At 42.0% G+C, this 20,862-nt stretch carries 10 protein-coding genes, 12 tRNA genes and 3 rRNA genes; all 25 read right to left on the bottom strand.

The window, feature by feature from the left end:
• Positions 1-281: 281 nt before the first annotated feature.
• The 25 genes from NY10_RS03585 to NY10_RS03705 all read right to left on the bottom strand — a co-directional run bounded on the left by NY10_RS03585 (position 282) and on the right by NY10_RS03705 (position 20,803).
• Positions 282-1,163, bottom strand: a complete 882-nt coding sequence (locus tag NY10_RS03585) for a LysR family transcriptional regulator (RefSeq protein ID WP_058918689.1) — start codon at positions 1,161-1,163, stop codon at positions 282-284.
• A gap of 284 nt (positions 1,164-1,447) precedes the next feature.
• Positions 1,448-1,531 (bottom strand) — tRNA-Leu (locus NY10_RS03590).
• A 31-nt stretch (positions 1,532-1,562) separates the two neighbouring features.
• Positions 1,563-1,633: transfer RNA gene (locus NY10_RS03595), tRNA-Cys, on the bottom strand.
• Between the two features lie 35 nt (positions 1,634-1,668).
• A tRNA-Gln gene (locus NY10_RS03600) sits at positions 1,669-1,740 on the bottom strand.
• 11 nt (positions 1,741-1,751) lie between these two features.
• Positions 1,752-1,824 (bottom strand) — tRNA-His (locus tag NY10_RS03605).
• A gap of 27 nt (positions 1,825-1,851) precedes the next feature.
• Positions 1,852-1,925: transfer RNA gene (locus tag NY10_RS03610), tRNA-Trp, on the bottom strand.
• A gap of 28 nt (positions 1,926-1,953) precedes the next feature.
• Positions 1,954-2,037, bottom strand: a tRNA-Tyr gene (locus NY10_RS03615).
• 12 nt (positions 2,038-2,049) lie between these two features.
• A tRNA-Phe gene (locus NY10_RS03620) sits at positions 2,050-2,125 on the bottom strand.
• Between the two features lie 42 nt (positions 2,126-2,167).
• A tRNA-Asp gene (locus NY10_RS03625) sits at positions 2,168-2,243 on the bottom strand.
• A 17-nt stretch (positions 2,244-2,260) separates the two neighbouring features.
• Positions 2,261-2,333: transfer RNA gene (locus NY10_RS03630), tRNA-Val, on the bottom strand.
• An 11-nt stretch (positions 2,334-2,344) separates the two neighbouring features.
• Positions 2,345-2,416 (bottom strand) — tRNA-Glu (locus NY10_RS03635).
• Between the two features lie 17 nt (positions 2,417-2,433).
• Positions 2,434-2,522 (bottom strand) — tRNA-Ser (locus NY10_RS03640).
• 54 nt (positions 2,523-2,576) lie between these two features.
• A tRNA-Asn gene (locus NY10_RS03645) sits at positions 2,577-2,649 on the bottom strand.
• Positions 2,650-2,661: 12 nt separating this feature from the next.
• Positions 2,662-2,777, bottom strand: a 5S ribosomal RNA gene (rrf, locus tag NY10_RS03650).
• Positions 2,778-2,869: 92 nt separating this feature from the next.
• Positions 2,870-5,789 (bottom strand): 23S ribosomal RNA (locus NY10_RS03655).
• A 208-nt stretch (positions 5,790-5,997) separates the two neighbouring features.
• Positions 5,998-7,559, bottom strand: a 16S ribosomal RNA gene (locus NY10_RS03660).
• Together the 16S, 23S and 5S rRNA genes with 12 tRNA genes alongside form the textbook arrangement of a ribosomal RNA operon.
• 632 nt (positions 7,560-8,191) lie before the next feature.
• Positions 8,192-9,823, bottom strand: a complete 1,632-nt coding sequence (locus NY10_RS03665) for a glycoside hydrolase family 13 protein (protein WP_058918690.1) — start codon at positions 9,821-9,823, stop codon at positions 8,192-8,194.
• A gap of 4 nt (positions 9,824-9,827) precedes the next feature.
• Positions 9,828-10,517: a beta-phosphoglucomutase gene (gene pgmB, locus NY10_RS03670; RefSeq protein WP_058918691.1), complete on the bottom strand. Its 690-nt coding sequence runs from the start codon at positions 10,515-10,517 to the stop codon at positions 9,828-9,830.
• Between the two features lie 71 nt (positions 10,518-10,588).
• A complete protein-coding gene (mdxK, locus tag NY10_RS03675) occupies positions 10,589-12,862 on the bottom strand; it encodes a maltose phosphorylase MdxK (protein ID WP_058918692.1) in 2,274 nt (757 codons plus the stop codon).
• Entirely contained in the window at positions 12,855-13,715 is an 861-nt protein-coding gene (locus NY10_RS03680; RefSeq protein ID WP_058918693.1) for a DUF1189 family protein, read from the bottom strand. The genes mdxK and NY10_RS03680 overlap by 8 nt, the downstream gene beginning before the upstream one ends.
• Before the next feature lie 95 nt (positions 13,716-13,810).
• On the bottom strand, positions 13,811-14,650 hold the full coding sequence (locus NY10_RS03685) for a sugar ABC transporter permease (protein ID WP_231726786.1): 840 nt from the start codon (positions 14,648-14,650) through the stop codon (positions 13,811-13,813).
• A 13-nt stretch (positions 14,651-14,663) separates the two neighbouring features.
• On the bottom strand, positions 14,664-15,974 hold the full coding sequence (locus NY10_RS03690) for a sugar ABC transporter permease (RefSeq protein ID WP_058918695.1): 1,311 nt from the start codon (positions 15,972-15,974) through the stop codon (positions 14,664-14,666).
• A gap of 90 nt (positions 15,975-16,064) precedes the next feature.
• Positions 16,065-17,345, bottom strand: a complete 1,281-nt coding sequence (locus NY10_RS03695) for an extracellular solute-binding protein (protein ID WP_058918696.1) — start codon at positions 17,343-17,345, stop codon at positions 16,065-16,067.
• A gap of 202 nt (positions 17,346-17,547) precedes the next feature.
• Positions 17,548-18,831 (bottom strand): extracellular solute-binding protein, encoded by a 1,284-nt coding sequence (locus NY10_RS03700; RefSeq protein ID WP_058918697.1) that lies wholly within the window; start codon positions 18,829-18,831, stop codon positions 17,548-17,550.
• A gap of 187 nt (positions 18,832-19,018) precedes the next feature.
• Positions 19,019-20,803, bottom strand: a complete 1,785-nt coding sequence (locus NY10_RS03705) for a glycoside hydrolase family 13 protein (protein ID WP_058918698.1) — start codon at positions 20,801-20,803, stop codon at positions 19,019-19,021.
• Between the last annotated feature and the right edge of the window lie 59 nt (positions 20,804-20,862).

The raw sequence follows: 20,862 nt of genomic DNA on the forward strand, positions 1-20,862 counted from the left end.
CTTTCTAATGGGTTCCAATCGCTCAATTCTCTTCATGTTCCATTGTAAAGTAAAATAATACGAACACAAAACATAACGTTTCCCAATTTTTGATGAGGCGTCTCAGCGTTTTCCTCAAATCAAGAAGCAAACCTTATTTAAAACTAACTGATTTAGAAACTTCAAGCGACTAGAATTATAAGCATTATTAAAAACCAAAAATGTGCATTGAAGGCAGTGGACATTAGGAATTGAGGATTGATCGAGTTAATTAAAAAGAAAACAAAAAGTCGGCTGGTCCTTCACTCTATCTTTAAATTACTTCTAACGCTCTCCAAAAATTTCTTTGCAGCATTTGAATGAATCTGATTCTTCTTCCAAACGATCGTCAATTTTGCTTCTAGACTTGGTTCTAAAGGACGAAAACAAAGATCACTCTCTCCAGTGGTATTTATCAGACCATACAAACACAACGCATAACCAACTCCTTCGCTTACCAACAAAGACGCATTATAAAGTAAGTTGTATGTTGCGACTATGTTATACTGCTCCAAATTATTGCCTAGCCAGTTTGATAATTCATTGGCTACATGTGTTTGACGAGACACGATCAACGGTAATCCCTTCAAATCACTTGAAACGATAACATCTTTCTTTGCTAAAGAACTGCTGTCTTGCATCAAAAGTCCCCATATATCTCTATCAGGCAAGCGGATAGCATCATATTTTTGTTTATCTGAAGGATCGATCACAATCCCGAAATCTAATAACCCATTATCTAATTTTTCCGCCAATTCGTCCGCATTGCCGCTATATAGATGAATACGAACTTCAGGATACTCATCCATTATCTCTTTGCTTATTTTGGCGATCAGCCTCATTGCCTTACTTTCACCGCCACCGATATAAATATCGCCGCTAACAACTTCTGCTTCTTTAAGGTTTAAAGTTGTTTTATCTACCAAGGACAAAATCTCTTTTGCTCGATTAACTAAATATACTCCTTCTTCTGTCAAACTTATTTTTCTGTTGCCGCGAATAAATAAAATAATGCCTAACTCTTCTTCCAGTTCCTTAAGCTGTCTGGAAAGTGTCGGTTGGGAAAGATGCAACAACTGAGCTGCTGCTGAAATACTCTCCTCTTGTGCAACAGCTAAAAAATAGCGCAAGACACGAATTTCCATACATTTTCCTCCTATGTTTGATTGCTATATAGAGTCCTTCAAATAGGTATTTAACATCTCAACTATATCATTCTATGATATAGTTAGCCATTAAGTAAGGACTTAAGAAGGAAAACTATTTGTTTAATACTATAGGTGCTTTAGCGGATATATTTTTGTTCAGCTGAATAAAAATATTTGGTTCTGCACCTAATTGTCATTATCATTCATACGTACGTGTAACAGTACTTTATAGAACAAATAAAAAAGCCCCGACAGTCCGAAGACTGTTGGAGCTTTTAGGATACCGGCGGCCGGAATCGAACCGGCACGCCCTCGCGGGCACAGGATTTTGAGTCCAGCGCGTCTACCAATTCCGCCACGCCGGCAGGATGCTGACAACAGGCAATTCATTAGATAAGGCGGTAACCGGATTTGAACCGGTGATGAAGGTTTTGCAGACCTCTGCCTTACCACTTGGCTATACCGCCATCTTTAAAATTGAGTGTTGGGTTATTCTAAAAAACTGGGCTAGCTGGATTCGAACCAACGCATAAGGGAGTCAAAGTCCCTTGCCTTACCGCTTGGCTATAGCCCATAAATGAAAAAGGCGACTGATGGGGATCGAACCCACGTATGCCGGAACCACAATCCGGTGCGTTAACCACTTCGCCACAATCGCCGTAATGTAAAAGGTTAAATATAAAAATGGCAGGGATAGTAGGAATTGAACCCACACTAATGGTTTTGGAGACCATTGTTCTACCTTTAAACTATATCCCTATCAGTTTAGATGGGTTTTAAAAAAAAATGGTGGAGGGGGGCAGATTCGAACTGCCGAACCCGAAGGAGCGGATTTACAGTCCGCCGCGTTTAGCCACTTCGCTACCCCTCCAGTTGAAAAAAATGGTGGCCTGGGACAGAATCGAACTGCCGACACCTTGAGCTTCAATCAAGTGCTCTACCAACTGAGCTACCAGGCCATAATCGAACCTTTCGGTTCCGTAATGCTTGTATTAAAAAAATGGCGGTCTCGACGGGAATCGAACCCGCGATCTTCTGCGTGACAGGCAGACATGTTAACCCCTACACCACGAGACCGTTATAAAATTGTTCAATGGAGGTTAACGGGATCGAACCGCTGACCCTCTGCTTGTAAGGCAGATGCTCTCCCAGCTGAGCTAAACCTCCTAAATGACTCATGACCCGTACGGGATTCGAACCCGTGATACCGCCGTGAAAGGGCGGTGTCTTAACCACTTGACCAACGGGCCGAAACGCAATTTTGAAACGGAGAGTAAGGGATTCGAACCCTTGAGACAGTGTGCACCGCCTACATGATTTCCAATCATGCTCCTTCGGCCGCTCGGACAACTCTCCAAGTTGGTTCTTCGACACTCTCTTTTGTGTTTCTTTTTCATAGAAATCTATGGACTCCGCAAGCAGGATTCGAACCTGCGACATCATGATTAACAGTCATGCGCTCTACCAGCTGAGCTATTGCGGAATAATGATCAATGCGCGGCAGCGTCCTACTCTCACAAAGGGAAACCCTTCACTACCATCGGCGCTAAGAAGCTTAACTGCTGTGTTCGGCATGGGAACAGGTGTGACCTTCTTGCCGTCACCACCGCACATTGGTTCATCAAGAGAACGGTGTTCTCTCAAAACTGGATAGTGTTTTTCTCTTGCAACATCGTGTCGAAACCAAGACACCGTTTAAAAAATTGGTTAAGTCCTCGACCGATTAGTATTGGTCCGCTCCATACATCGCTGTACTTCCACTTCCAACCTATCTACCTGATCATCTCTCAGGGGTCTTACTCACTTGCGTGATGGGAAATCTCATCTTGAGGGGGGCTTCACGCTTAGATGCTTTCAGCGTTTATCCCGTCCACACATAGCTACCCAGCGATGCTCTTGGCAGAACAACTGGTACACCAGCGGTGTGTCCATCCCGGTCCTCTCGTACTAAGGACAGCTCCTCTCAAATTTCCTGCGCCCGCGACGGATAGGGACCGAACTGTCTCACGACGTTCTGAACCCAGCTCGCGTACCGCTTTAATGGGCGAACAGCCCAACCCTTGGGACCGACTACAGCCCCAGGATGCGATGAGCCGACATCGAGGTGCCAAACCTCCCCGTCGATGTGGACTCTTGGGGGAGATAAGCCTGTTATCCCCAGGGTAGCTTTTATCCGTTGAGCGATGGCCCTTCCATGCGGAACCACCGGATCACTAAGCCCGACTTTCGTCCCTGCTCGACTTGTAGGTCTCGCAGTCAAGCTCCCTTCTGCCTTTACACTCTACGAATGATTTCCAACCATTCTGAGGGAACCTTTGGGCGCCTCCGTTACTCTTTAGGAGGCGACCGCCCCAGTCAAACTGCCCGTCAGACACTGTCTCCCAGCCAGATCATGGCTGTGGGTTAGAGTGGTCATACAGCAAGGGTAGTATCCCACCAACGCCTCCACCAAGACTAGCGTCCTGGTTTCATCGGCTCCTACCTATCCTGTACAAGCTGTACAAACACTCAATATCAAACTGCAGTAAAGCTCCATGGGGTCTTTCCGTCCTGTCGCGGGTAACCTGCATCTTCACAGGTACTATAATTTCACCGAGTCTCTCGTTGAGACAGTGCCCAAATCATTACGCCTTTCGTGCGGGTCGGAACTTACCCGACAAGGAATTTCGCTACCTTAGGACCGTTATAGTTACGGCCGCCGTTTACTGGGGCTTCAATTCTGAGCTTCGCTCGAGAGCTAACCCATCCTCTTAACCTTCCAGCACCGGGCAGGCGTCAGCCCCTATACGTCATCTTTCGATTTAGCAGAGACCTGTGTTTTTGATAAACAGTTGCTTGGGCCTATTCACTGCGGCTGACCAAATGGTCAGCACCCCTTCTCCCGAAGTTACGGGGTCATTTTGCCGAGTTCCTTAACGAGAGTTCACTCGCACACCTTAGGATTCTCTCCTCGACTACCTGTGTCGGTTTGCGGTACGGGCCGTTTGTTTCTCACTAGAAGCTTTTCTTGACAGTGTGACATCAGGAACTTCGGTACTTAATTTCCCTCCCCATCACAACTTGTCCTTAGAGAAGCAAGCATTTGACTCGCTTCAAGACTTGTTGCTTGGACGCACATATCCAACAGTGCGTATTCCTTAGCCTACTGTGTCCCTCCATTGCTCAAACAAAACAAACGGGTACAGGAATCTCAACCTGTTATCCATCGTCTACGCCTATCGGCCTCGACTTAGGTCCCGACTAACCCTGGGAGGACGAGCCTTCCCCAGGAAACCTTAGTCATTCGGTGGACGGGATTCTCACCCGTCTTTCGCTACTCATACCGGCATTCTCACTTCTAAGCGCTCCACCAGTCCTCACGGTCTAGCTTCGACGCCCTTAGAACGCTCTCCTACCATAGAACCTAAGTTCTATCCACAGCTTCGGTGTTATGTTTAGCCCCGGTAAATTTTCGGCGCAGGGTCACTCGACTAGTGAGCTATTACGCACTCTTTAAATGATGGCTGCTTCTGAGCCAACATCCTAGTTGTCTAAGCAACCCCACATCCTTTTCCACTTAACATAAACTTTGGGACCTTAGCTGGTGGTCTGGGCTGTTTCCCTCTCGACTACGGATCTTATCACTCGTAGTCTGACTCCCGGATATAAATCAATGGCATTCGGAGTTTATCTGAATTCGGTAACCCGAGAAGGGCCCCTAGTCCAAACAGTTGCTCTACCTCCATGATTCTTATTCCGAGGCTAGCCCTAAAGCTATTTCGGAGAGAACCAGCTATCTCCAAGTTCGATTGGAATTTCTCCGCTACCCACACCTCATCCCCGCATTTTTCAACATACGTGGGTTCGGTCCTCCAGTGCGTATTACCGCACCTTCAACCTGGACATGGGTAGATCACTTGGTTTCGGGTCTACGACCACATACTCATTCGCCCTATTCAGACTCGCTTTCGCTACGGCTCCGTCTCATCGACTTAACCTCGCATGGGATCGTAACTCGCCGGTTCATTCTACAAAAGGCACGCTATCACCCATTAACGGGCTCTAACTACTTGTAAGCACACGGTTTCAGGTGCTGTTTCACTCCCCTTCCGGGGTTCTTTTCACCTTTCCCTCACGGTACTGGTTCACTATCGGTCACTAGGGAGTATTTAGCCTTGGGAGATGGTCCTCCCGGATTCCGACGGAATTTCTCGTGTTCCGCCGTACTCAGGATACTGATCAGAGTGAACGGAGTTTCAGTTACGGGGCTTTTACCCTCTTTGACGGACCTTTCCAGGTCGCTTCTCTTACACCGTTCATTTATGACTCTATGTGTTCAGTCCTACAACCCCAGAAAGCAAGCTTTCTGGTTTGGGCTTTTCCCGTTTCGCTCGCCGCTACTCAGGGAATCGAATTTTCTTTCTCTTCCTGCAGGTACTTAGATGTTTCAGTTCTCTGCGTCTACCTCTACTGACCTATGTATTCAGTCAGCAGTAACACCCTATCAAAGGTGCTGGGTTTCCCCATTCGGAAATCTCTGGATCACAGCTTACTTACAGCTCCCCAAAGCATATCGGCGTTAGTCCCGTCCTTCATCGGCTCCTAGTGCCAAGGCATCCACCGTGCGCCCTTATTAACTTAACCTATGGTCGTTGTTAATAGCGATCCAACATCAACTGATGCGAATCGTAAAAAAATAAAACGCGGTTTTTACTTGGTTTCTTACTTTGTTACAATTGTTAAACACTATCCAGTTTTCAAAGAACAACATTTTTGATGCATTGAGAAGATTAGACCTCTCAAAACTGAACAAAGCCAAAACGTATGTGTGAGGTTCCGTAATATTCCTTAGAAAGGAGGTGATCCAGCCGCACCTTCCGATACGGCTACCTTGTTACGACTTCACCCCAATTATCTATCCCACCTTAGGCGGCTGGCTCCTTTGCAGGTTACCTCACCGACTTCGGGTGTTACAAACTCTCGTGGTGTGACGGGCGGTGTGTACAAGACCCGGGAACGTATTCACCGCGGCGTTCTGATCCGCGATTACTAGCGATTCCGGCTTCATGCAGGCGAGTTGCAGCCTGCAATCCGAACTGAGAATGGCTTTAAGAGATTAGCTTGACCTCGCGGTCTTGCGACTCGTTGTACCATCCATTGTAGCACGTGTGTAGCCCAGGTCATAAGGGGCATGATGATTTGACGTCATCCCCACCTTCCTCCGGTTTATCACCGGCAGTCTCACTAGAGTGCCCAACTGAATGCTGGCAACTAGTAATAAGGGTTGCGCTCGTTGCGGGACTTAACCCAACATCTCACGACACGAGCTGACGACAACCATGCACCACCTGTCACTTTGTCCCCGAAGGGAAAGCTCTATCTCTAGAGTGGTCAAAGGATGTCAAGACCTGGTAAGGTTCTTCGCGTTGCTTCGAATTAAACCACATGCTCCACCGCTTGTGCGGGTCCCCGTCAATTCCTTTGAGTTTCAGCCTTGCGGCCGTACTCCCCAGGCGGAGTGCTTAATGCGTTAGCTGCAGCACTGAGGGGCGGAAACCCCCCAACACTTAGCACTCATCGTTTACGGCGTGGACTACCAGGGTATCTAATCCTGTTTGCTCCCCACGCTTTCGAGCCTCAGCGTCAGTTACAGACCAGAGAGTCGCCTTCGCCACTGGTGTTCCTCCACATATCTACGCATTTCACCGCTACACGTGGAATTCCACTCTCCTCTTCTGCACTCAAGTTCCCCAGTTTCCAATGACCTTCCCCAGTTGAGCTGGGGGCTTTCACATCAGACTTAAAGAACCGCCTGCGCTCGCTTTACGCCCAATAAATCCGGACAACGCTTGCCACCTACGTATTACCGCGGCTGCTGGCACGTAGTTAGCCGTGGCTTTCTGGTTAGATACCGTCAGGGGATGAGCAGTTACTCTCATCCTTGTTCTTCTCTAACAACAGAGTTTTACGATCCGAAAACCTTCTTCACTCACGCGGCATTGCTCCGTCAGACTTTCGTCCATTGCGGAAGATTCCCTACTGCTGCCTCCCGTAGGAGTCTGGGCCGTGTCTCAGTCCCAGTGTGGCCGATCACCCTCTCAGGTCGGCTACGTATCATTGCCTTGGTGAGCCATTACCTCACCAACTAGCTAATACGCCGCGGGTCCATCCATAAGCGGTAGCTGAAGCCACCTTTCATCCAACGATCAGGAGATCACTGGAATTATGCGGTATTAGCAGCCGTTTCCGGCTGTTATCCCCCACTTATGGGCAGGTTACCCACGTGTTACTCACCCGTCCGCCACTCTTCTTCTCTGGTGGGTGCAAGCACCCGGTAGAAAAGAAGCGTTCGACTTGCATGTATTAGGCATGCCGCCAGCGTTCGTCCTGAGCCAGGATCAAACTCTCATAAAAGTTGGCTTTGTCCGTTAGGACTTCACCCTTTTAATGATGCTTGAAGCTCATTAATTGACTTGCTAGCGAAATTTCTTTCACTTTGTTTCTGTTGGTTTAACCCTTGGTTAAACCACCTTACACATTTGGTTCGTTTTGCTTTGTTCAGTTTTCAAAGGTCTAATTTGGTTGCGTTGTCGTTTTGACAACTTCTAAATATTACCAGAAGCTGACTTGCTTGTCAACAGCTTTTGTATAAAAAGTTTTTTTAATGGATAAATATCCAAAAGAGTTGTTTCAGCCAGTTAAACTTGTGACTTCCAATAGTTTAGCATAACTGTTTACCTTCTGTCAAAGCTTTTTATTATCTTTTAAATTTATTTTTCTGTAACCACTTGCATCGTTAACCTAACGACAACAATTACTATACCAACATTTTAAGATTTGGTCAACAATAATATCGTTATTTTAGCAATTGTTTTTAAAAACGAACGTTAAAATAAAACACAGCTTTAATTAGCGTATATATATACAAACAAAAATGAATAAAGGAACTTTCCTCAGAACCTATCTCCTTATCGTTCGTATTACCAAATTCAATCCTAATAAGAAAAGAGTTTTAAAGAAAAATCTTTTCTTTAAAACTCTTTTCTTTACTTCAGTTTATAAACAATAGCTTCATATGGACGTAGTACTAAATCAGTCAAGTCCACTGAGCTATCTGAATAATTACTGCTAATAACGGAAGCAGCTTTACGTGTTTTATCTTGATAAGTAACTATTGACTCATAGAAATTAATTACAATCAGCCATGTCTCGCTCTCATAACTACGTTCATAAACGTAAAGTTGTGGATCTTCAGGCAACAATTCTTGATAATCTCCCCAAATAACGAGTTCATGCTCTTTACGCAGCTGAATCAATTTTTGGTAATGTTCAAAAATCGAACTTGTTTGGTGCCGATCAGCTGCTACATTTAAGGTTTGGTAATTGGGGTTTAACGCTAACCATGGTGTCCCCGTTGTAAAACCTGCATTCACGGAATCATCCCATTGCATTGGACGCCTAGAGTTATCGCGACCTTTTTTGTTGATGGAAGCTAAAATATTCTCGGGATCATATCCTTCTGCTATACGTTCATGGTACATGTTTTTGCTTTCAATATCATCAATCTCTTCTATAGAAGAAACCGCTGTGTTCGTCATCCCGATTTCTTCTCCTTGGTAAATATAAGGCGTTCCTTTCAGCAAGTGTAAAAATGTTGCAAACATTTTTGCCGAAACGACTCGGTATTCATCTGAATCGTTGCCCCAATTGGAAACGATGCGGGGAATATCATGGTTGTTCCAAAAGAGGCTATTCCAGCCGCTGTCTCCCAATTCCGTTTGCCATTTGGTAAACACTGCTTTTAGCTCAATAAAATCCAACGGTTTAGTATCCCATTTTGGTTTGTCTGGATATTGATCTAAACCGATGTGCTCAAACTGAAAGACCATGGACAATTCTTTACGCAACGGATCCGAATACAACTTCGCGATTTCTGGCGTTGCTCCCCAAGTCTCACCTACTGTTAATACATCGTAATTGCCGAATGTCTGTTGATACATTTCTTGCAAGTACTCGTGCAGTTTAGGTCCATTAGTGGTAATGAGCTCGTCGGGTACTTTTCCAATGGTGTCAATTACATCCATCCGGAAACCACCGATGCCTTTCTTCAGCCAAAAATTCATCATACTCCAAATGTATTCCCGGACTTCAGGATTTTCCCAATTTAAATCGGGTTGCTTTTTACTGTAGAGATGCAAATAATATTGACCGGAATTTTCATCAAATTCCCAAGCCGGACCGCTGAAAACCGATAATAATTCATTCGGCAATCCGCCGTCTTCAGCTGGATCCCGCCAAATATAGAAATCACGGAACGGATTATCCCGTCCTTTTAAAGCTTCAACAAACCATGGGTGTTCATCAGAAGTATGATTGACCACTAAATCCATCACAAGCTGGATCCCTCGTTGTTTTGCTTGTGCAATCAATTCTTCCATATCGGCCATTGTACCGAATTCGGGTGAAATAGCTTGATAATCGCTGATGTCGTATCCATTATCATCATTGGGTGATTGATAGACCGGACTTAACCAAATCACATCAATGCCCAATTCAGCTAAATAATCCAACCGTTGAATAATGCCTTGTAAATCGCCTAATCCGTCGCCATCACTATCTTGAAAACTTCTGGGATAGACTTGATAAACAACTGAACGATGCCACCATTTTTTTTCCATTGATTTAAAAACTTCCTTTCTGTTCTTTATGAGACCAGTTAGCGGCAGCAGTCAAAATATCTCGCACATTTAATTCGCTTGTATCCGTTACGAACAAATCTGCTGCTTTCATAGATTCTTTACTGCCTACTCCGACTGAAAACATCCCAGCTGCATTGATTGCTTCAATACCTGCTTCTGCATCTTCAACTCCAACACATTCATCTGGTCGTAAGCCCAATTGTTCAGCCCCTTTAATAAAGATCTCCGGATCGGGCTTGCCATGTGTCAAACATGCCGGGTCTACAATCGTATCAAATAGATTTTCAATGCCCAGACGCTTCAGTATAATCGGGCCATTTTTGCTGGCTGATGCCAGTGCTAGTTGGATATCAGCTGCTTTTAATTCTTTTAGCAACTCTGAGATACCTGGCAGTAAATCAGCTGGCGAAATATTTGTGATCAATTTTTTATAATCTTCGTTTTTCTCATTCGCTAAAGCTATTTTTTCATCTTCGGTATAAGCCCTACTTTTGTTGCCATACTTCAAAATGCGCTCCAATGAATCCATCCGGCTGATGCCTTTCAGCTGTTCATTAAAAACTCGGTCAAAAGCAATACCCATTTTTCCACCTAGTTCTTGCCAAGCTAAATAATGGTATTCAGCTGTATCGGTCAACACTCCGTCTAAATCAAAAACAAATCCTTTAATCATTTACTTTGCCCCTCACTTTGTAAACTAATAAAACCCACAAATATACTGTTCTATTTGTGGGTTCAAGCACTTTACTGAATAGCTACTGAAACTTCATTAACTAATTCGACAATTTCTTCATATAACTTGATTTTCAGTGGTTCTCCTTCAATTAAAGCAACGGTGACGGTTTCTTTAGCAACTGTGATCTGCAGTAAACGTTCGCGGTATTTGATCATAAAGTTATACCCTTGCCAATTTTCTGGGCAAAATGGTTTAAAGGACAATTGCTGATCGACCGTACGCATGCCCGCGAAACCTTGAATGATAGCTAACCAGCCACCACTCATCGAAGTGATATGCAAACCATCTTCCGTATCGTTATTGTAGTTGTCCAAGTCTAACCGTGCTGTTCTGGCGTATAATTCAACAGCCTTTTCTTTTTTTCCCAGTTCAGCTGCTAAAACAGCGTGGATTGCAGGAGATAGGGAGCTTTCATGCACGGTCATTGGTTCATAGAAATCAAAATTTCTCTGTTTTTCTTCCATTGTAAATTCATCATTTAAGTAATAGATTCCTTGCAACACGTCGGCTTGTTTAATAAAACAAGAACGCAATATTTTATCCCAAGACCAGTGCTGGTTAATAGGCTGTTCAGCGGCATCTAGAGATAAAACGGAACGCAAATCTTTATCTAAAAAAGTATCGTGTTGTACGAAGATGCCTAATTCTTCATCATAAGGTTCGTACATATTTTCAATAATTTCTTGCCAATGAAGCTTTTCTTCTTGCGTTACATCCAGTTCCTTTAATTTTACTGCCGAAACTTTTTTTAAATTGTCTAATGTATAGCGCAAGGTCCAAGTGGCCATTCGGTTGGTATACCAGTTGTTGTTAACGTTGTTCTCGTATTCATTGGGCCCGGTTACCCCATGGAGCATGTATTGACCGGCTCGTTTAGAATAATGCACTCGATCGGCCCAAAAACGGGAAATATTTACTAAGATATCGATACCAGCGGTCAACAGATAGTCTTCTTTACCGGTATAATTCGTATAGTTGTAAATAGCATATGCAATCGAACCATTCCGATGGATTTCTTCAAATGTAATTTCCCATTCATTATGGCATTCAACCCCATTAAAGGTAACCATGGGGTACAAAGCCCCTTTTAGTCCTTGCTGTTCAGCATTGTGAAAAGCACCCGGCAATTGCTCATGCCGGTATTTCAATAATTGTTCGGTGACCGATTCGTCTGCTACAGATAAGTACATTGGCACAATATAAGCTTCTGTATCCCAATAAGTAGCTCCTCCGTATTTTTCTCCGGTAAAGCCCTTAGGTCCAACGTTCAAACGAGAATCTTCTCCGTAATAAGTTGAAAACAGCTGAAAAATATTGAATCGAATGCCTTGTTGGCTTTCATCATCGCCTTCGATCCTCACGTCAGCTTTGTGCCAGCGTTCTTCCCACGCTGCGCTATGTTCTGCCTCTAAAACAGCAGAACCTTTAGCAATCGCCTTATCAAGCAGTTCCGCGGCTGCATTTTTTTGATTTTCCGGTTCTACATCGCGGCTGGTCACTACACTAACTAATTTGGTAACTTTCGCTTGTTCGCCTTTTTCTAATGCATAAACCAGTTCCTCACTGACCAGCATAAATCCATCAGCTGTTTGTCGGCTTTCTGGATTCTCAGCTAGTGTCTGCATCATCGTTGTCACTGTAAATTGTTCGATGTTGAAGAGATTGGGAATGGTTTTGGTCGTCAAATAGCTTTTTTCTCCTGCTACGCGTTCTATTTCCAACCAAAAATTTTCTTCATAATTGCTGTCTTCATTGGTCACATTGCCATCCATTAATGCTTTAAATGTAACGGTGGCTGATCCTTGCAAAACTTCAGCTTCAACTTCGATCACTGCTAGTTCTTTGATCGTTAGACTGACGTACCGTTTAAAGTGAAGTCGGATTTCAAGTTCGTCTTTGATCCATGTATAACCGCGAGACAAAATACCTTTTTTCATATCTAATTCGATTTCATAGTCTTTTATGCTATCTTTAGCTAAATCAACTTTGTGATCATTGATGTACACTTCAACGGGAATAAAATTGGTCGCATTGATCACTTTTCCGAAATAGTCCGGATACCCATTTTTCCACCAGCCCACACGAGTTTTGTCAGGAAACCAGACACCAGCGATATATGTTCCTAGATGGCTGTCGCCGGAATACCCTTCCTCGAAATTGCCGCGCATACCCATATAGCCATTTCCGATAGAGGTTAAACTTTCTTGAAGCCGTTTGTCTTCTTTTGTTAATGAAGTAGTTTTAATTTTCCAAGGATCAACCTCAAATAAACGCTTAATCATTCATTTTTCCTCCCAAGTTGCCAAATCCTTTATTTGGTATTGTCTTATCATTAAAACGGGTCTGGTAAAAAATCATTAAAATCATTAAAACGAGTCCAAGCGATTGAATCGTGAGCATAACCACCACATCAAACTGGACAACTGCAGATATTAAAGCCACTAAAGTCGGCAAGCCTATCGCATTTTCAATTATATTCACCGATTCTTTATACGTCTTAATGGATGAGAAAGAACTTTTTTTCGTTAGATACAAGAACACAGCCGAACCAAAGACAATAAAAATGGTACTGATAAGTAAAATACTGAACACCAACAGCATCAAAGAACCCACGACATACAGGCGATTCTGAACAAACCACTGCCGTGAAAGGGCTGCTTTTAATTTTTGAACGGAAGTTGCATTGCTCAAATCAAAATCCTTGGTGTATTGGATTTTCGAAACTGGCAGATCACCGTCTTTTAGATAGAATCCATTTTCGGAAAAAACAAGAGCATTTTCCGCTTTCAAGGATTGTTGAACTGCTGAATCAGACACGTTCACACTAACTATTCCATTATCCGTTATCCACTCAACTTCATTGTCAATTTGCAGCGTTCCAGCTGTAACAGCGGCTTGGTTTAATTCAGAAACAACTGATTCATCTATCAAACCAAAAGCATGAGGATAGCTCCCTTCAATTGGGTAATGATCCATTTTCACATAATTTAACGCGACTGGAATCATCAATAAGCCGTTCACAAAGAACAAAACAACAATGAGTTGAAACCAATTCAATTGATGGCGCCCTTTGAATGAACCTTTAGGTGTCCAAATGCTTTTAAAATAGTTTAATGGGAACTGATCTGTTTTCATTTCGTCACTTCTTTTCTTTATGAATTTCAATTGTTAATCGATATCGAATCGACTGTTTGATTTTGTTACTTTGATCAATGGAGCTCACGCAACGGTTATCCTTTTGTTCCTCCAGAGGTTAAGCCCGTTACAAAGTTTTTTTGCAACATGAAGAATAAAACGGATATCGGAACCGCAATCAAAATCGCACCTGCCGCAAATAAAGAAACTTTTTGGTTTTGCGGGTTGCTGATAAATGTCTGCAATCCTACTGCTACAGTGATTTTTTCTGGACTTCTGAGTAAAAAACGAGCTAGCATATAATCGCCAAATGGTGTCATGAAAGCCCATAGTGCTTGAACGGCTATCATGGGACGAACCAATGGTAAAACGATTTGCCAGAAAATTCGGAAATGTCCCGCTCCATCCAACTTAGCAGATTCATCCAATTCTTTCGGAACCGTATCAAAGTACCCTTTCATCAGCCATGTATTCATTGGAATACCGCCGCCGATGTACAGCATAGATAAGAACCAGAACTGGTCTAGTGCGCCCAACAGCAAGGCCATAACATAAAAAGCAGTCAAAGCAGCCATTGTTGGAACCATTTGAATCACCAAGAAAAACATCAAGCTTTTTTTACGGCCCATAAAATTGTAGCGGCTATAGGCATAACCCGCTAAAGTAATTAAAGCAACTTGAACGATCATTGTTGAAACAGCGACGATCAACGTATTTTTATACCACGTGCCATAAAGCGTTTCTGTAAATAAACGTCTGAAGTTATTCAATGTCCATTCAGCGTTAAAGTCAAGTGCAAAAGCCGTGATATTGCCTGATTTGAAAGCTGAACTGGCTGTAATTAGTAAAGGATAAATAATGATGATCGACAATGCGATCATAAAGAAGTAAGTAAAAAATTGATTTAAGATTCTGGAAGTTTTTTGAGATTTCATTTTTGTTTTCATCTTAAGCATCCTCCATATTGAAAGCTTTTGTTTTACGGAACACAAGCAACGAAACTGCGATAACAAGTGTAGAGATGATCAACGTGATTGCGGCAGCCATTGAATATTGCGGCGATGTGCCGGTCGTCAATTTATAAATCCACGAAATCAAAATATCAGTTGCCCCTGCTCCTCCTCCAACACTTCCTGGTCCTCCATCATTAAAGAGGTAAATCATTGAAAAGTTATTGAAGTTTCCGGTGTATTGTGTGATAAACGTTGGAGCTGCCACCATGAAGATCATCGGCAAGGTAATTTCTTTAAACCGTTGAATGGCACTAGCTCCGTCAATTTTAGCAGCTTCATACAAATCTTCTGGAATAGATTGCAAAATACTAGTGGTCATAACATAGACATACGGGAATCCTAACCAACCTTGAATCATAATAATGGCTACTTTTGACCATAAAGCACTGGTTTTCCAAGCAATTTGTCCGATTTCAACAAAAGGCAGCTGGTTAATCAGTGGCAACACTTGAGTATTAATAGCACCGATACTGTCATTAAACATATTCGAAAATGACAAAATAGTGATAAATGCCGGTACTGCCCATGGCAATAAGAAAATGACCCCAAAGAAGCGTTTGCCTTTAATAAATGCTTGGTTGCTGATAACTGCGGTAAAAATCCCTAATGTGATTTGCAGTGTTGTCGCACAAAGTGTCCAAATGACCGTCCAACTGAAAACTGAAGTGAAGGCATCACGATAAGAACTCAAAAATAAGATGTTGGTAAAGTTTTTGATGCCGACCCAGTCAATTAAATTTGCTGGCGGGATATGATAGAAATCGTAGTTGGTAAAAGCCATAAATAAGGTCACTAAAACGGGGAAGATGATCGTAAAAGCCATCATTAGATAAGCGGGTACGATCAATAGATATGGAAAACCATTATCGTAAACATTGTATAAAACCGTTTTGGCAGAAGTGTTGACTTTTAAGTCCTTATTCCAACGGTGTGCTACTCTTTTTGCATCGTAAATATTTAAAGCATAAAAAGCTAAAAAGATAACTATCAGAATCAGTTGCAGGGTCCCGCCAATCATAATAAACAAAGAGTGATCTTCAATAGGAGTGCTTCCCAATGTAATCAACCCTTTGATAGCATTGGCACCAAAAATAATCATTTCATAAATAGACAGAAGAAAAATACTTAAGAATACGATTCCTTTAAACCTTTGTCCATTATAAAATTGACCCATGCCAGGAATAATGGAATACAACATGGCTTTTTTTTCGTTTTTTACCTGTTGAGGTTGTGTCTGTTTAGACATCAGCTTCTCCTCCTCTTTTTCAAATTAACACTTATCGGCAGAGAATAAATCATCCTCTGCCGATAAGGTACGTTCTATTGGAATCCTAGATTAATTCGTGTATTTTTGTTCGATTGATTCGGAAATCAATTTCACTGCATCATCGGCTGATTCTTTAGGTGTTTTATTTCCTGAAGCAGCATCAAACATTAAGTTTTCAGCACCTGTCCAAACTTCAGCCATTTCTGGAATATTCGGCATTGGTTGGGCTTCTTGGTATTGCTCGATCACTGCCGTAGTCAATTCATCTTTTTGATCGGTAGCATACATACGAGATTCTTGGTTTGCTGGAATTTCATTTGTTTCATCATAAAATTTATTTTGATTTTCTGCAGTAGTAACATAGTCTAACCATTCTTGCGCAACCTCTTTGTTTTTAGAGTAGTTGCTGACAACCCAACCTTTTCCTCCGCCAAATGCTTGATATTCTTCTCCATTGTCTAAAGTTGGAATAGTAGCTACGCCGTAGTTGACACCTGCTTCTTTCAAATCAGCAGCTTGCCAAGGTCCGCCAATAAATGCAGCAACTTTACCAGCTAAGAATTGATCTGTAATAAAGGCATCTGAACTAGTGATATCTTTCATCCCTTGAGGCCAAACATTTTGGAACCAGTCCGTTGCATATGTGATAGCTTCAACTGCACCATCATTGTTTAAACCAATATCTGTAGGGTCTGTTCCATTATCTCCGAAGACATATCCGCCATACCCGGCGACTAAACCATAAGAGAAATAAAAGTCAGTCCATTTTGCTAAGAATCCAGTATTTTTACCAGCTTCTCCGGCAAAGTCATATTTTTCGTCTTTTGCCAACGCTTCAACATCTTTAAACGTTTCAGGAGCTTGATCGATTAAATCTTTGTTGTAGTAAAGAACTAACGTTTCAATAACGGCCGGCTCGCCAAAAATTTTACCGTCAATGGTTACTTGTGCTTTATCGGTATCATCGTATTGTTCTTCATTGCCTAACGTCACTTCAGCAATGTGGCCTTGTTGTCCTAAAGGTCCAATTCGGTCATAAGCTGACATCATAACATCGGGTGCGCTGCCAGCTGGTCCATCCAATGAAAGTGCTTCTAATTGTTCAAACATATCCCGTTCAGTCACTTTAATGGTTACATCGTGTTCTTTTTCAAAATCTGCTTTGATATCGTTAACGTAATCTACATATCCTGCATCAACGGATATATGTAATTCTCCATCAGCAGAACCGCCGCCGTTTGTTGATCCTGAATCTGATGATTCCGTTCCGCTTCCACTACAAGCTGCCAAAACCAAGGCACTTGCCGAAACTAAACCTAAGGCATATTTCTTCCAATTATTCTTCTTCATTGCTAAATCCCCCTTTGATGTATGTGCTGCTTTAGCTTACAATCTTATTATCATTGATTAACCGCTTTCCTGCAACCGTTTTCTTTCTGTTAGCGGTAACAAGATGCCTTTACTATTTCATTACGTTGAATTTAGAAACGTTTGGTTTTTAATTCTCTATATTTTTGGCAGAGACCAAATACATCTCTGCCAAAATCGTTTTTTATTGAGTACTGTATTTTTGCTCGATATTGTCTTTAATCAATTGAACAGCATCATCCGCTGCTTCTTTAGGTGTTTTATTACCAGAAGCTGCATCGAAGATCATGGATTCTGTTCCTGTCCAAACTTCTTCCATTTCAGGGATATTTGGCATTGGCACTGATGAAGCGTATTGTTCAATTACAGCGTTCGTTAATTCATCATCGCCTTTACTGATAGCGGTTCTTGTCTCTTGATTTGCTGGTATCTCAGCTGACATTTCATACAATTTTTGAGAATTTTCATCATTATTAACATAGTCTAACCATTCTTGAGCAAGTTCTTTATTTTTAGAATAACTACTGATGGTCCAGCCTGATCCTCCGGCAAAAGGTTGATAATTTTCACCATTTGGCAAAGTGGGAATCGTGGACACTCCATAATTTACATTTGCATCTTTATAGCTTGCTGCGCCCCATGGACCATTAATAACGGCTGCGGTATGTTCGCCAGTAAATTGATCATTCATAAAGTTTTCAGCACTCGTAACATCTAGTGCTCCTTGCGGCCAAATATTTTGATACCAATTAGAAGCATAAGTAATCGCTTCGACTGCTTCAGGAGTATTTAATCCAATATCTGATGTATCCGTACCCTCTGCGCCAAAAACGTATCCTCCATATCCAGTGATCAAGCCTAAATAATGATACGGAGTTACCCAGTTAGCTAAAAAGGCTGTATTTTTACCTGTTTCATTTTTAAAATCAAACCGTTCATCTTTAGATAACTCTTCCAAGTCTTTAAAAGTCGCTGGTGCTGTATCTAAGAGATCTTTATTATAAAATAGCACTAATGTCTCAATGACGAATGGTGCGCCATAGACTTTATCCGAAGAAAGTACTTGTTTTTTATCCATTTCATCGTATCGCCCATCATCGGGTAATGACGCTTCTGCCAAGTGTCCTTGCTGCCCTAAAATCCCAATACGGTCATAAGGAGCAACCAAAACATCGGTCCCGATTCCAGCAGGGCCATCAAGCGGCAAAGCTTCAATAGAATCAAACATATCTTTTTCGGTTATTTTGATGGTAACATTATGTTCTTTTTCAAATGCCGGAATAATTTCATTAACATAATCTGTGTATCTTGGATCTACATCTACTTTCAAAGTGGTAGAACCTCCAGCATCTCCACCGCTAGTAGATGTTTCTCCATCTCCTCCGCCTCCGTTACAAGCAGCCAACAACAGCAAAGCACTTGCAGAGACAACCCTCAAAGCCAACCTTTTCCATCCTTTATAAGCCATAATGAAAATCCTCCTTTTAAAGTATAATAAAATGAAATATCGAACTATACCTCTATTATCCAATAAAGAACTTTTTTCAGCAACCGTTTACACTCATGACTTGTTAAGCTTCCGAAATTCAGCTGGACCTTTTCCGTAAAAAAAGGACGATTGTTTGGAAAACAACCGTCCTTAAACAAATAATCGATTAACGATCTTTAAAAATAGCAAACCCGTTTTGCTTGATGGACAACAATTGATTGTCGACAAATGCTAAATGTCCCAACAGTCCTTCTGGTTTTTCAGCTAACGTTAATTCTAAGTCTTCTTCTCCTTGATTAAAGTAAGCGATCAACGTTTCTTCTCCTAAAATGCGCTTGAATCCAACAACTCGTTCTTCGTCACGGATATCAAACCAATCTAGTTGTCCGTAACTGAATAGTTTTTGGTGTTCTTTTCTAAAGGCAATCAACTCTTTAGTAAATGCCAGCATCTTCAAATCTTGCTTGGCTTCATCCCAAACCATACATTTACGGCAATCCGGATCATCGAATCCGTCCATTCCAATTTCCGTTCCGTAATAAATACAAGGCGATCCATTTTGAGCAAATGTGAACGCTAATGCTGATTTAACGGTGTCTTTATTGCCGGCACTAATGGTTAAAATACGTGCCGTATCATGAGAATCCAGCATATTGAACATCACTTCATTGGTTTGCTGGCGGTACAACATCAACTGCTCATTTAAACCTGCAACCATTTTGTGGGCTGTGATCCGTTTTTTCATAAAGAAATCTTCAATGGTTTCCGTAAAAGCATAGTTCATTACCGCATGAAACTCATCACCTTGCAGCCAGCTTTGTGAAGAATGCCAAATCTCGCCTAAGATATAAAAATCTTCTTTCAAATCAGTCGTAACTTGGTAGAATCGTTTCCAGAAATGGTGATCAACTTCATTGGCAACATCTAAGCGCCAAGCATCAATATCGAATTCACGAATCCAATAGGCCGCAATCTCTAATAAATAATCTTGTACTTCTGGATTAGCTGTATTTAACTTTGGCATATGACCCGTAAAAGCAAAGGTATCGTAAGGTACATTGCCAACATTCTCCAATTCTTCCGTCGTTAAACTTTCGTCTAATTTCACTGGGAATTGGTGGATATGGAACCAATCAGCGTATTTGGAATCTGCTTCATTCTTGACGACATCTTCCCACTGATAAGAAAGCATGCCCATATGATTAAAAACTGCATCTAACATGATCCTAATGCCCCGTTTGTGAGCTTCATCAACTAATTTTTTAAACGTTTTTTTATCTCCAAAATCAGGATCGATTTCGAAATAATCCGTTGTGTCATATTTATGGTTGGAAGTCGCCTTAAAAACTGGACAGAAATAAATACCGTTGATACCTAAATCAACTAAGTAATCTAGGTTATCGATTACACCTTGTAAATCTCCGCCGTAAAAATCATCACGGGTCGGATGTTCTTTACTGTCCCATGGCAATGTGCCTTCCGGATCATTGCTTGTATCCCCGTTGGCAAAACGTTCAGGAAAAATTTGATACCATACAGTTTCTTTGACCCAATCTGGAGATTTGAACCGGTCGATTTCTTGAAAATACGGCATTCTGAAAAATGAATTAGCCGGTTCTAAATATTTTTCTTCATAAGGAAAGACTCCACGGTCGCCATAAAAAACTTCAATTCCGTCAGTACCTACGATATGAAAACCATAAGACAACCGTTTGAACTCTGCACCTGTTGCAATCATCCAATAATCGTGTATATCCGTACTGGCAAGCAGCTCCATGGGTGCATCATCTAAATACCATTTCTTAACCCCATGTAAATAAGGGTCCCCGCTAATAATTCCGACTTTGGCAACATCGCCTTTTTTAGTTCGTAAACGAATGTGCATTTCATCTTCTTTATAAAGATAAGCATACTCACTATCGGGCCGGTGTAAAATTGCTGAAGTTTCCATTGATTCTAATCTCCATCCTTAACAACCTATTAGCTGTTTCTTTTATTTTCAGTGCAGCT

Origin of the sequence: Carnobacterium sp. CP1 (assembly GCF_001483965.1) — a bacterium.
In the GTDB taxonomy this organism is placed as follows: domain Bacteria; phylum Bacillota; class Bacilli; order Lactobacillales; family Carnobacteriaceae; genus Carnobacterium_A; species Carnobacterium_A antarcticum.

Bases quoted from the DNA above. Each gene is read 5' to 3' on its own strand.
- NY10_RS03665 (WP_058918690.1), bottom strand. From the start codon at position 9,823: ATGGAAAAAAAATGGTGGCATCGTTCAGTTGTTTATCAAGTCTATCCC.
- NY10_RS03705 (WP_058918698.1), bottom strand. From the start codon at position 20,803: ATGGAAACTTCAGCAATTTTACACCGGCCCGATAGTGAGTATGCTTAT.
- NY10_RS03680 (WP_058918693.1), bottom strand. From the start codon at position 13,715: ATGAAAACAGATCAGTTCCCATTAAACTATTTTAAAAGCATTTGGACA.
- NY10_RS03685 (WP_231726786.1), bottom strand. From the start codon at position 14,650: ATGAAATCTCAAAAAACTTCCAGAATCTTAAATCAATTTTTTACTTAC.
- NY10_RS03695 (WP_058918696.1), bottom strand. From the start codon at position 17,345: ATGAAGAAGAATAATTGGAAGAAATATGCCTTAGGTTTAGTTTCGGCA.
- NY10_RS03700 (WP_058918697.1), bottom strand. From the start codon at position 18,831: ATGGCTTATAAAGGATGGAAAAGGTTGGCTTTGAGGGTTGTCTCTGCA.
- pgmB (WP_058918691.1), bottom strand. From the start codon at position 10,517: ATGATTAAAGGATTTGTTTTTGATTTAGACGGAGTGTTGACCGATACA.
- NY10_RS03585 (WP_058918689.1), bottom strand. From the start codon at position 1,163: ATGGAAATTCGTGTCTTGCGCTATTTTTTAGCTGTTGCACAAGAGGAG.
- mdxK (WP_058918692.1), bottom strand. From the start codon at position 12,862: ATGATTAAGCGTTTATTTGAGGTTGATCCTTGGAAAATTAAAACTACT.
- NY10_RS03690 (WP_058918695.1), bottom strand. From the start codon at position 15,974: ATGTCTAAACAGACACAACCTCAACAGGTAAAAAACGAAAAAAAAGCC.